Here is a 10,961-nt window from a genome sequence, read left to right as displayed (position 1 = left end):
AGGCGGAAATTAAGCCCGCGTTCGTGCAAAACCGTTGTTACGCGCGTAGCCAATGGGACGCCCAAATCCGACAGCTATGCCGGGAAAATGACGCCCTCTACCAAGGCTTTTCCCTGCTGACCGCGAATGCAACGGAATTACAAAAACCCGGGATTGCCGGCATCGCCAAACGGCTAGGTTGTACTATGCCGCAACTGGTGTTCCGGTTTGCCTTGCAATTGGGCATGATGCCGCTGACCGGGACTAGCAGCGAAAAGCACATGGGCGCCGATCTCGCCAGTTACGGGCTGGAACTCAATCCGTCCGACATGGCGGTGGTTGAACAGATTGCTTTAGGTAATTGACTCATGGCAAACCCCATTTCAGCCAGCAAGCCATTGCGTTTATGGCTCATTTTTTTTGCCGTATTGGGCGCAGTAAACGCCGGTGCGCAAGATGCTGATGATGGCGGCGGCGGTTTGTTTGGGCAACTCCAGACGTTACAAGAGCAAATGCACATCCAAATCAACGGCTTGGAAAACATCCAAAACGAGCCTAAAGCCTTTGCCCGTGGCGGCTTGGAACAGCAACTGGAACAGCTTTTATCCGCTTACAACCACATCGCCAACCGTAACGCCAAAGGCCAGCTTGAACGCATAGTCATACTCAATAAAAAACAAAAGCGGGAAGTCGAGCGGATTGTGTTGCCCACCCGTTTGGAAGGCAATCACTTAATGGTGTCCGTGTCGCTGTCAGGTGACGGGCGGCTTTGGCAAACTCTGGATATGGTCATCGACACCGGGGCGGATTTAGTGGTATTGCCAGAATCCATGATTACGCCATTAGGGCTTGCCGATTTCCCATTTTCAAACCAAAAAATGCAAACCGCCAACGGCGCGACCGACGCGAAAATCGGTGTGTTGCAGGAGCTGAAAATTGCCGGGGAAACGGTTGGAAACGTCGAAGTGGCTTTTATTGCGGACAAGCTGTTAGGCGAAAACCGCCTGTTGGGGATGAGCGTGTTAGGGCGTTACCAAGTCAACATTGATGACAAATCGCAGTTGATCACCTTGTTTAAGAAATAATGGTGCCGGTTGCGCAAATACTAAAAAAAGATGATGGAACAGAATTTGAAGGCCCACGGCGGGACAGGGGTTTCATACGCATCAAGCCAAGGAGAAATCTCATAGTTTACATAATAGTTGTCCACGAAAAACACGAAAAAAAATGAGATAAATTTTCGTATTTTTCGTGGAAAAATACCTTGGCTTGATGCGTATGAAACCCCTGTCCCGCGCGTTTTCAGGCAGATACTTCAAACGCTCACGTTTTCGGTTTTTAGCGGGAGGGAGCGCGAATCCTCCGGGGCATAAAGGTATCCTGCCCGCCAGTTGCGGTCAAGATGACCGCACTCCAAAAAGGAATGAACAATAGCGGCCTAGCAACCCACGTCATGGGCAAAGCGTACACTTTCTTCGGCTGAACGCCCCAAAGCCTTGGCAAACCACGGTGGTGGCGCGGCAAACACTTTCTGGAACTCCTTCAATTGCTCCACCGCTTCGATGACATCCGGCACTTTGATCGGATAAATGTCCGCGCGTATGACTTTGGCCGCCGCCGGGCCGCCTATGGATTGCACGAACATGACATGGCAGTCTTTAATCAAATTGGCACGGAACAGGTTGCGGTCTTCCGCGCTATCGGCTTCGATGGTCGAGCGTATGTCCACCAACCGGCAATCGTGTTCGGATAACTGATAAACCAAAAAACGTATGCAGGAACCAAAATGTCCGTTGACCAACGCGCCGCTGTTGGAGCCGATGGCGACGCGGATGGATTCGGGCATGTCACCATCCTTATAAAGTTGGATTTCCGGCAAATCTTCATCTTCCGCTTCGTCACCCCACAGAAAACGCACCGCCAGTTTGATGTTGGCAAGACCGATGCCAATGTCTTCACCGTCTTCTTCACCGTCCAAGCTGCCCAAACCGGTCTTTAAATTGGTGACGGTGATGGACTTGAGTTTTTCATCATCCAAAGGCGAGCCGACGCGCTCATGGAGTATCTCCAGCAATCTGGGTACGTCAACGCCTGGCAAAATACGCGATGCCAAGGCAATGCGGAGGGCGAGCTCACGGGGTAATGCGTCCATTTCAATCTCCTTGTTAAAGCTGGTTTAAAGCTGGGATAAAAGTTTAAGTATTTTGCGGGTGGGGGCTAAATCCAAGGCCGTAAAATCATCGTGGGTTTGACGTTTTGGATCTGCACCCGCCGCCAAGAGTTGTTCGACAACTTTTTCCCTGCCGCTGGAAGCGGCATAAATTAAGGCCGTCGCCCCAGAGGCGGAGTTTTGGTAATTGATGTCAATGCCTGCGTGGATCAGCGCATCAATACAGCCGCTGTTTTCAGCATAACAAGCCGCCCATAAGGCGTTGTTGCCATAGCGATCGAGAACGTCCATAGCCGCCTGCTGTTCGAGCAGAAAATTAACCACATCGCAACACCCTTGCTGGCTTGCCAGAATTAAAGGCCAAATACCTGAGTTGTTCTGCAAGGTCGGTTGGGTCACAGAGAAATAGTTATTTTGTAACCAATCCCATATTTCAGATTTCATCATGCTTGATGTTGCTCTTTCCAACGGGAATAACCGCCTTCCAAGCTATAAACATCCTTAAAACCGAAATCGCTAAAAAATTCGGCAAGATGCTCGCTGGCGTGTCCGTAATAACAATAAATCAATAAACTACGCTGCTTATCACCACGTTTGACCAATGATTCTTTTAAGCCTTCATGGACGTGTAGCGCATCTTCTAAATGTCCGGCCTTATAATCTTTTAGATCCCGGCAATCCAAAATCATCGGTTTTGCGTCCTTAATCAGGGTCTTTGAATCGGCGATGGAGAGGGTTTTAAATTTTATGCTCATATCAATGGCTTTAAAAGGTCATGCCTCGAGAAAAGGTGAAGAATTAACGGGAAAATTGTCGCAAAGCTAACAATAAAAAGGCAATTGTTGCCATTAATTGTAAATTTCTGTCAATTAATGCCACTATGTGCGTGACTTAACGCACATAGAATATGAAGCAAGTTATTTGCCAACACCAAAAAACACCTTGGTTTTTATGTTTTAGCGTAAATTTTGGGCAAAAAAAAGCATCCTATTCGAAAAAAATAGGATGCCAACGGCAATAAACCTACGAGAAAATAACATGAAATTGATGTACAGAAATTATTAAGCATGAATGATGCCAATAATTATAAATTTATTTACTTGTACCCAGGCCAAGCCTCACAGCCATTAAGTTAAGAGATAATTAATAAAAATCAAATAATTACAATAGTGTAGGTTAGGTTAGCGGTAGCGTAACCCAACAATTACCATTCGGATGCTGTCGGGTTACGCTACCGCTAATCCGACCTACCGAAAAATGTTTCATACATGACAATCGTAATCAATTGATTATAAAAATATATTCCTTAACTTAATGGCAGTGGGGGCAAGCCGGGGCTACCGCAGGATAAGTATCGACGCAACGTTACTAAGGATTTGGCCATTAATAACTTCCTGATATTAAGACCTGACGGGTTTTTGAAACCCGTCAGGTCTAGAGTTTCAAGAATGGTTCAGGGAAGTTATTTTTAGCCAAATCCTAAATGGGGCTTTCGTAATATGCACGGAATACATACGCCGCGTTTGAGTGTTTTTAATCAGGTGCAATAGCCAGCGGCTTTTCCAAATCCATGCCTCGGAATATGGAACAACGCTTGAACACGTCCAACGTCGGCAATACATTTTTATACTGGCAATATTTGGCGACCAGTTTCGACAAGCCCTTGATGTCGCGTCCGGTCGCTTCTGGAAACACCTGCACCAATTGCCCGATCAACTGCGCGTCAATACCAAGGTTGAATTGCCCCGCCATGACTTCCCAAATTTTGCCCCGCGCTTCGCTGTCCGGCGGATAGTATTTGATCAGGGCGATACAGCGGGAAACAATGGCTTCATCAATATCATCGACGCGGTTGGTGGTCAAAAACAGCAAGCCGTTGAAATATTCCAGCACCCGCAAAAACACGCCGACCACGGCGTTCATAGTGATATTGTTGTCGCGGCGTTTGATGTAGACATCGGCCTCGTCGATCAGCATCACCGCGCCCCAGCGTTGGGCGCGGGTCAATACGTCTTTCAGGGCTTTTTCCATTTCCCCGACATTCAGGCCCAATTGACCGGAATGGACACGGTATAAAGGCCGCTTGATGATTTCGGAATAGACTTCGGCGGTCAGGGTCTTGCCGACCCCGGCAGGGCCTGCACACAACACCGTGGTGCCGCCGGATTTGCCTTCGACAATATCATCCATCAGAACGTCCATTTCCGCCGTCAGGATGTCAATCAAATCAATCTGCTCTTCACGCAGTATCAGTTTTTGTTTCAACTCCGGTTGATAGCGGTAAGGCGTGATGTCGTTCACATGCACCCATAAATGATGGTGCAGTTCCAGATGGAACATCAGCAAATAACAATGTACCGGCAATTCGGTGAACAGGCCTTTGGGGATTTCCGTTTGCGTGGCTTCCACTTCATTTTCGACTTTGCCGTTGTAGCGGGCACTTTTTGCCGCTTTGCGCAGATATTTGGCGAGGATGTCGCCTTTGGCATCGGCGGTCAACGCCCGCTCGCTGAGGATGCTTTCATCGCAGACTAAACGCGCGTTGCCGCCTTCGGTGGACAACACCACCACGTCTTTACGCGCCCAATCGGTGTTGCGGTGCGTGGCGGTGGGGTCTTCGGCATAAAAGCCCGTGCCCTTGCCCAAAAACTGGGTGCCGGACTGCCCGCACCAGTCAAAATAACGCCCTGCCGCATCGTCATAAGTGCAGATCAACTCAGGCGTTTCTTTAAGAAAGCCTTTTGCCATGAAAATTTCAGTCACGGTTTTATTGACGATGTCGCGGGCGCGGATCGTGACGGTTGAAATGGCGACCTTGCCTTTGGCATTGGCTTTCAACTCCAAGGTGACACGCCCGGTTTCCTCCTCTCCCGACGGCGTAAAATCCAAGCGCGTGACCAAATAGGCCATCGGTTTTCCGGCGACATTGGCCTGGAACAGCCAACCGCGTATGGCACTGTTGATCAGATAACGGGCGATGGCGGGCAGCAACATTTCCAAATCGTCTTCACCGAACCTTACGGAGTCATCGTTCATCGCCTGTTGCAAGGTCGATAATTGCGCGGCCTGGCCTTGCATTGCCATACCGTCATTTTGGTAAAGCACTTGCAGGAAATTGACTTCGGTGTTGGACAGGTTTTGGAACGGCACTTCGGCCTTGTTGCCGAAACGCAGTTGATCTTGCAAGCTTGCCAGCCGAGGGAATTCGTTGACCAGGGCTTCTACATGCTTACGTTCGATTTGCAGTTTCATAGAGACCCGTGGGTTATGGGTGGAGAAGGGGGAAATGTCTGTTTTTGCTCGTTCCCAAGCAGGAGCTTCACTGCCCACAGTTAAGGTATATCCGTCAATAATCAATTACTTGTATGTATGTATGTATGTATGTTGTCTTTTGAGAAACATTTTTTTGTAGGTTGGGTTAGGCGGTAGCCGTAACCCAACAACATAGGAGCGGCACACCGCTACGCTGTTGGGTTACGCTATCGCTAACCCAACCTACATTATTGTAATTATTTGATTTTTATAATTTATCTCTTAACTGTGGGCAGTGAAACAGGAGCTTGGGAACCAGCATAATTCAATAACTAAATCGCGCCGCCCGACATATCTTTCACGACGACAATCGTATTGGCTTCGGCTTCTTCATAAGACACCACCGCACCTTTAGCTTTGTACGATTTGGCGGCGGCATAAGCAACGGCGACCTTGTCTTCAGCGGATTGGTTTTTCAGTTCGTGCTTTTCAATATACAGTTCTTCCAATATTTCATTCCACACCAAACCTTCTTTGAATGGCAGCAATTTGTAGGTCACACCTGCCAATTCGACTTGTGTGGCTTTGGCGATGTTTTCCACATAAATCAAGGCGATACAATTTGGCGCAATGTCGGCCTTGTACTTTTCGACAAACATGGGCAATAAATCCAGTTTGGTCAGCAAGCCGTTGAGGAAGACGATTTTGTCGTTTTCGACGATGAACGCGGAATGGATCAGCAAGGCTTCCGGCGGTTTACGGTCATTCGGGTTGGATGAACTTTCGCACTTCTCGCCTTCTTTCAGCACCAAATCGCCGCGATACGCATACACGCCTTTGGTGCTGGTTTCGCCGTTGACAAGGGTGACAGTGAGCAAGCCTTGGGCTTGGTAATCTTCTAATAGCATGGATTTCTCCTTATATTTTGGTAAAAGTGATGGGTTATTGTGATATGGGCAACAATTTGGCTTCGGCCTTAATATTGTCCGCCTGGCCCCAGGCGGTGACGCCTTCAACAAACCATTTTGCTTTGCCCGGATGTGGTTTGACGATGTCGTATTCGGCGTAAAAACTGCCGTCGCTGTTGAACTGCAAGCGTCCCAGGCGTTGATTTTTGTCGGTATCAAACCAATAGCAACTCATGTTGAGGACACCTGTGTAAGGGTCTTTGACCAGTTCGAAACGCGCCTCGTCATATCGGGGAAAATGGCGGATGTCGCTTGCCGCAAAACCCAATTTATTGATTTCTTCGCACAAACGCTGGCAAACACATTCTGCCAGCGGGCGGTTTACGATGATATGTTCAGCCAAATCCATTAGTCGGCCGCTCCCGACGCCAAATCCATAATGACCGACGCGCCCGACAAGTCTTTGGGGTCCAATTGTTTAAGATGCGACAAAACCAATTTCGCATCTATATCATAACCTTGCCTTAACTTGATAAACGCCAACGCCTTTAGGGTGTACAAATAAAACAACGTGGTTTCATTGGCATATAAATCCCATTTTTGCCCGTTTTGGGCGAGCCGACGATAATCATTAGGAAAGCCACCTTGACTTGCTGATTCCTCAAGACCTGCCAAAACTATCCGTTCAGCATCGGCGAGACGCTTTTGGAAAAAATAAAATTTATACAGCGCGAAATAAGTTTGCAAACACCGCTGATCCAATGTCTGTGCCTGTAAAAACAGGCTTTCCGCACGTTTTTGATCCCTCTGGCTCGCCGCTACCGCCGCTTGCAAAAGCTGGTTGACTTCGACCGGGATGTCCGGGCTAAACAACACCCTTTCGTCCAGTAAACTGACGGTAGCCACTACCAAACCTCGGCGGGCACCATCAGCGCGGCGACAGGCTCGCCACCAATCAGATGTTGCTCAATGATGGTTTTGACATCATCTTTTTTCAAACCGCCGTACATCACGCCTTCAGGATAAACCAACACACTAGGCCCCAAATTGCATGGGCCCATGCAGCCGGTGTTGGTCAGGCCAATTTTTTCAAACAGGTTGCGGGCTTGGATTTCGTTCATGAACTCGTTCATGACTTCGGCGCAGCCGGAACTGGCGCAAGAGCCGCGAGGATGGCCTTGCGGACGGTTTTGGGTACAGACAAAAACGTGTTTTTCGGGTCTAGGCATGATCTTTATCCTCTAAGGGTTTGTCCACGAAATACACGAAAGGCACGAAAGTTTGTATCGTGTACGTTTCCACACCTCTTGTATCGTTCCCACGCAGAGCGTCACTGCCCACAGTTAAGGAATAAATATTAATATTCATGCGGTTACGATTATGTTTTTGTGGTTAATATCAATTGTAGGTCGGGTTACGCTATCGCTACCAACAGTAGGCGCATTAGGCGACCCGACCTACAAATTCGTAATACATTGTTTTAATTAAATTAAACTCTTAACTGTGGGCAGTGACGCTCTGCGTGGGAACGAGACAAATTTTCGTGTTTTTCGTGTATTTCGTGGAAAAAAATTATTACGCGGCAATCTTATGTTCGTGGGTGAAGCAATCTTTCGGGCAAACCTTTGAGCAAGCTTCGCAGCCGATACAATCCAAGGCATTTTTGATGGTCATGACCATGTTCTCGTCATCGTCCTCAAAATCGCCATAATCATCATCAAAATCATCGTCTTCCATAATTGAAGATTTTTCAACCAAATCAAACACATCACGCGGACAGACTTTAAAACAACGTCCGCAGCCTATGCAGGTTTTAGCGTTGATGTCGGTGACATAAGCCGGTGTCCATACCGTGCCGCCGAAAGTAATGCCAGTTACAAAATCAGACATGGCTTATCTCCTCTCAGGCCGTTGCCGCTTGCGCGGCAAGCAGTTTTTTGTTGGCTTCATCCCAGGCTTTGCAAGCATCGTAAGTCGCTTGGGCAATGCCCATCAGTTCCCCGTAAGCATCCGGCAAACGGTCTTCAATCAGGTCGTGCAATTCCATCGCCTGCTCACTCGCCAAGCGTTTGTTTTTTTTGACTTCTTTTTCCAAGTTTTTTAAATCGTCAGACATGGCGGGCCTCTTGTTAGTCAGTCGCAGCGGCGTTGTATTTTTCAATCAACCCCAAGGCTTTTTCGATGACTTTATCGGTTTTCTCGACCAAATCTTCCAGGCTGGCAAAACCAAAGCGATGGGTGTCGCGCAAGATTTTATCGACCACGATCAATTTGCCGACCATGACCAAGGCACGACCGAAACCTTCGTGGCTTAGATGCACAATGGGCGCCGCCATCAGGCCGGTTTTTTTCTCGATCAAGGTGGCTATCGAGTTGTAATAGGCTTTCAGACGGGCGATGGTGATTTCATCAGGGTCGCCGATCACCGGTATGCCTTGTTTGCGCTCTTTGGTCAACACCACCGGGTCGATGATTTTTGCTTCCGACCAACCCGCGTATGTGTCGTAAGTGTCGATGGCGCGTAATTGTTTGATGTAATCTTTAACGATGTCAGAACTTAAATTGGCATCGTCTTCAGATACGACTAGGGTGGCTGTACTCATGGGTTTCTCCGTTTTGGTTTATATTCTGGTTATTCCGGTATCCGACGTGGGCGTTATGCCGGAAACGATAGCGGCTACTCATCCCAACCCTCATCCGCCATTTTATTAAAGCGTTCAGGATCCGGGCCTTTGTTTTGGCTGATCGCTTTCGCCAGCCAACTGGATGGCCCGGCTTTCATCTCGTTCTGCAAATCGACGATCAAATCCTTGATCTTGCTGCCTTCATGCACTTTCACAGGCTGGATGTTGCGGGCAATCAATTGGTTAATCGCCGACCCGCCCACGGCTTGGCAATACACCGCCGCACAACCGTCCAGCAAATCCAGTTTCACCGACAATTTATCCTCATTGCCGTCTTGGTTCAGTGCGCCAAACTCGGCGGCTTCCAACAGGTGGGCCTCTTCCATGTCCACGGCATAGACGGCGAAGGATTTCGCCGAACCAAAATGCTGGTTGACGGTTTCCATATCGGTGGTGGCGAAGGCGATTTTTAACGCGGTTTGCATAAATTTTTCCTCATCGGAGTCTGGCACGATATTCAGGCGGCGGGTCAGTGACATGACGCGGCCTGCTCGCTGGCGGGTTTTTGTCCGTACACTGAGTGATAAGCAGGGATTTCTTCGTGTGAAAAGTTGATCACCAGATTCGCCAAATCAAACAGCGTCTGGCGGGTGCCGCGATAACCGATCCAGGTTTTTTGGTAGCCGCCGATGATGTCGTACAGAGGGAAACCCGCCCGCAAAATCGGCGTACCCAAGCGTTCGGCAGTATCGACAGCGTGGGAATTGCCGATCACTAATTGCGCCTTGTTCGCCCGCCCGATGATTTCCATGTCTTCCAAATCACCGATTTTGATGCTGGCGACAGGGATGTTGGCAAGCGATGACGTGTTGCAGGACGTGACCGCCGCGACCACGTCCGCGCCCATTTCCTGCAATAAGGTGACAAACGCGGCAAGCAAATCGGCATCGGCGGCGATGGCGACGCGCAGTTGTCCGAGCATGAAATGGGTGTCGAGCATGGCATCTTGCAATTGTTGCCGTTGCCGCTCGATGCGCTCCGGCACGTCATTGCCGCTGATTTCCGCCAAGGCGCTAATCAGCGCGTCATTGGCTTTTAGGCCGTAGAGATGGTCGAGAAAATAGGTTTTTACGCCGGTTTTCTGCTCCAACAATTCCGCTGGTTTTTGCAACGAGGCACCGATGACCACGGTGGCCAAAGCATCGCCCAGCGTCGCCATTTCCGAAATGGGCGTACCACCGATGGTCACGGGGCTGAAATCATCATCGGTCAGGCAACCATCCAAGGAATCGGACAAATCGGGGACAAACACGGGACGCAGTTGGAATTGTTCAAACAAATCGCGCAAGGCTTCCAAATCGCCGGGTGTGAGCATGTAGCTGACCAAGACGTTCACTTGCCGCTTGCGTTTGCCAGGATAAGTCCCCGCGTCTTTGGCATCGGGCACCAACGCACGGATGATTTCGGTCAAGGTCAGGGTATAACCGGTCTCGACACTGCCGGTGAAATCCGGCGTGTTGACGGCAACTACGGCAACATCGGCGTATTCAGGATTCGCTTCACGGAATTCACGCACATTGCGGTGTACGTCTGCGCCTTGGGTTTCGGCGAGGCCCGTCGTCAAAATAGTGATCAAGGCAGGGCGGGATTTTTCGGCGATGACGCGGATGCCTTCGCGGACATTTTCATCCGCTCCCAACACCGAGCTGGCCTGGTCCATCGCGGTACTTTGCAGCGGGATTGGTTCGCGGAAATGGCGCACGAAAAACACCTTGGCAAACGCCGTGCAGCCTTGCGAGCCGTGCAACATGGGCATGGCGCGGTTGAAGCCCAAGGTCGCCAACGTGCCGCCTGTGGGTTGGCTTGCTTTCAACGGATTGACGGACAAAGCTTTGTTGCGTTTTAGGATTTCGGTCATGTTGCCAACTTGCGTTGCGGCGTGGGATTAAGTCAACAATTCCTGCGGAACAGGGTTTGTTATGACCAATGCAAACATGATGCCAGAATTTATGCTATTGAATTAAAAGC

The 10,961-nt window shown here is 49.4% G+C and carries 15 protein-coding genes; 2 read left to right on the top strand and 13 right to left on the bottom strand.

The annotated features are described in order from the left end of the window. Both PHH59_RS04710 and PHH59_RS04705 read left to right on the top strand, forming a co-directional pair. The coding region (locus PHH59_RS04710) for an aldo/keto reductase (protein WP_366904574.1) at positions 1 to 344 on the top strand (344 nt) is incomplete at its 5' end. Positions 345 to 347: 3 nt separating this feature from the next. Continuing rightward, on the top strand, positions 348 to 1,064 hold the full coding sequence (locus PHH59_RS04705; RefSeq protein WP_300011995.1) for a retropepsin-like aspartic protease: 717 nt from the start codon (positions 348 to 350) through the stop codon (positions 1,062 to 1,064). Between the two features lie 353 nt (positions 1,065 to 1,417). Here the strand turns inward: PHH59_RS04705 and PHH59_RS04700 are convergent, their stop codons facing one another. The 13 genes from PHH59_RS04700 to nifN form a co-directional block, all read right to left on the bottom strand. Further along, positions 1,418 to 2,131 (bottom strand): dinitrogenase iron-molybdenum cofactor biosynthesis protein, encoded by a 714-nt coding sequence (locus PHH59_RS04700; protein ID WP_300011992.1) that lies wholly within the window; start codon positions 2,129 to 2,131, stop codon positions 1,418 to 1,420. Positions 2,132 to 2,155: 24 nt separating this feature from the next. Continuing rightward, a complete protein-coding gene (locus PHH59_RS04695; RefSeq protein WP_300011989.1) occupies positions 2,156 to 2,593 on the bottom strand; it encodes an ankyrin repeat domain-containing protein in 438 nt (145 codons plus the stop codon). Beyond that, complete coding sequence (locus PHH59_RS04690) at positions 2,593 to 2,898, bottom strand: rhodanese-like domain-containing protein (RefSeq protein WP_300012004.1); 306 nt, start codon at positions 2,896 to 2,898, stop codon at positions 2,593 to 2,595. Before PHH59_RS04690 ends, PHH59_RS04695 begins: the two co-directional genes overlap by 1 nt. Before the next feature lie 784 nt (positions 2,899 to 3,682). Beyond that, entirely contained in the window at positions 3,683 to 5,401 is a 1,719-nt protein-coding gene (locus PHH59_RS04685; protein WP_300011986.1) for an ATP-binding protein, read from the bottom strand. Positions 5,402 to 5,733: 332 nt separating this feature from the next. Continuing rightward, positions 5,734 to 6,309 carry a hypothetical protein gene (locus tag PHH59_RS04680; protein ID WP_300011983.1) on the bottom strand — a complete coding sequence of 192 codons (576 nt, stop codon included), beginning with the start codon at positions 6,307 to 6,309 and terminating at the stop codon, positions 5,734 to 5,736. Between the two features lie 34 nt (positions 6,310 to 6,343). Further along, positions 6,344 to 6,718: a hypothetical protein gene (locus tag PHH59_RS04675; protein WP_300011980.1), complete on the bottom strand. Its 375-nt coding sequence runs from the start codon at positions 6,716 to 6,718 to the stop codon at positions 6,344 to 6,346. Further along, positions 6,718 to 7,215: a hypothetical protein gene (locus tag PHH59_RS04670; protein ID WP_300011977.1), complete on the bottom strand. Its 498-nt coding sequence runs from the start codon at positions 7,213 to 7,215 to the stop codon at positions 6,718 to 6,720. Before PHH59_RS04670 ends, PHH59_RS04675 begins: the two co-directional genes overlap by 1 nt. Continuing rightward, the gene (locus PHH59_RS04665) at positions 7,215 to 7,538 is read right to left on the bottom strand and encodes a (2Fe-2S) ferredoxin domain-containing protein (RefSeq protein WP_300011974.1); all 324 of its coding nucleotides are present in this window, start codon (positions 7,536 to 7,538) and stop codon (positions 7,215 to 7,217) included. Before PHH59_RS04665 ends, PHH59_RS04670 begins: the two co-directional genes overlap by 1 nt. 346 nt (positions 7,539 to 7,884) lie before the next feature. Further along, positions 7,885 to 8,199 carry a ferredoxin III, nif-specific gene (gene fdxB, locus PHH59_RS04660; RefSeq protein WP_300011971.1) on the bottom strand — a complete coding sequence of 105 codons (315 nt, stop codon included), beginning with the start codon at positions 8,197 to 8,199 and terminating at the stop codon, positions 7,885 to 7,887. 13 nt (positions 8,200 to 8,212) lie between these two features. After that, positions 8,213 to 8,425, bottom strand: coding sequence for a CCE_0567 family metalloprotein (locus tag PHH59_RS04655; RefSeq protein ID WP_300011968.1), 213 nt, complete (start codon positions 8,423 to 8,425; stop codon positions 8,213 to 8,215). 13 nt (positions 8,426 to 8,438) lie between these two features. Continuing rightward, positions 8,439 to 8,912: a NifX-associated nitrogen fixation protein gene (locus tag PHH59_RS04650; protein WP_300011965.1), complete on the bottom strand. Its 474-nt coding sequence runs from the start codon at positions 8,910 to 8,912 to the stop codon at positions 8,439 to 8,441. A 74-nt stretch (positions 8,913 to 8,986) separates the two neighbouring features. Next, positions 8,987 to 9,472: a nitrogen fixation protein NifX gene (nifX, locus tag PHH59_RS04645; protein WP_300011962.1), complete on the bottom strand. Its 486-nt coding sequence runs from the start codon at positions 9,470 to 9,472 to the stop codon at positions 8,987 to 8,989. Then, the gene (gene nifN / locus PHH59_RS04640; protein ID WP_300011959.1) at positions 9,463 to 10,851 is read right to left on the bottom strand and encodes a nitrogenase iron-molybdenum cofactor biosynthesis protein NifN; all 1,389 of its coding nucleotides are present in this window, start codon (positions 10,849 to 10,851) and stop codon (positions 9,463 to 9,465) included. Before nifN ends, nifX begins: the two co-directional genes overlap by 10 nt. Positions 10,852 to 10,961 lie beyond the last annotated feature (110 nt).

The organism is Methylovulum sp. (assembly GCF_028687615.1).
Taxonomy (GTDB): Bacteria; Pseudomonadota; Gammaproteobacteria; order Methylococcales; family Methylomonadaceae; genus Methylovulum.
Note: the sequence above shows the minus strand (reverse complement) of the source record. Positions and strands in the feature narration are given on the sequence as shown.

What these genes read in the sequence shown, in the direction of transcription:
- nifN (WP_300011959.1), bottom strand. Translation starts at nt 10,851, where the DNA reads ATGACCGAAATCCTAAAACGCAACAAAGCTTTGTCCGTCAATCCGTTG.
- PHH59_RS04665 (WP_300011974.1), bottom strand. Translation starts at nt 7,538, where the DNA reads ATGCCTAGACCCGAAAAACACGTTTTTGTCTGTACCCAAAACCGTCCG.
- PHH59_RS04700 (WP_300011992.1), bottom strand. Translation starts at nt 2,131, where the DNA reads ATGGACGCATTACCCCGTGAGCTCGCCCTCCGCATTGCCTTGGCATCG.
- PHH59_RS04705 (WP_300011995.1), top strand. Translation starts at nt 348, where the DNA reads ATGGCAAACCCCATTTCAGCCAGCAAGCCATTGCGTTTATGGCTCATT.
- PHH59_RS04675 (WP_300011980.1), bottom strand. Translation starts at nt 6,718, where the DNA reads ATGGATTTGGCTGAACATATCATCGTAAACCGCCCGCTGGCAGAATGT.
- nifX (WP_300011962.1), bottom strand. Translation starts at nt 9,472, where the DNA reads ATGTCACTGACCCGCCGCCTGAATATCGTGCCAGACTCCGATGAGGAA.
- PHH59_RS04650 (WP_300011965.1), bottom strand. Translation starts at nt 8,912, where the DNA reads ATGAGTACAGCCACCCTAGTCGTATCTGAAGACGATGCCAATTTAAGT.
- PHH59_RS04655 (WP_300011968.1), bottom strand. Translation starts at nt 8,425, where the DNA reads ATGTCTGACGATTTAAAAAACTTGGAAAAAGAAGTCAAAAAAAACAAA.
- PHH59_RS04680 (WP_300011983.1), bottom strand. Translation starts at nt 6,309, where the DNA reads ATGCTATTAGAAGATTACCAAGCCCAAGGCTTGCTCACTGTCACCCTT.
- PHH59_RS04685 (WP_300011986.1), bottom strand. Translation starts at nt 5,401, where the DNA reads ATGAAACTGCAAATCGAACGTAAGCATGTAGAAGCCCTGGTCAACGAA.
- fdxB (WP_300011971.1), bottom strand. Translation starts at nt 8,199, where the DNA reads ATGTCTGATTTTGTAACTGGCATTACTTTCGGCGGCACGGTATGGACA.
- PHH59_RS04695 (WP_300011989.1), bottom strand. Translation starts at nt 2,593, where the DNA reads ATGAAATCTGAAATATGGGATTGGTTACAAAATAACTATTTCTCTGTG.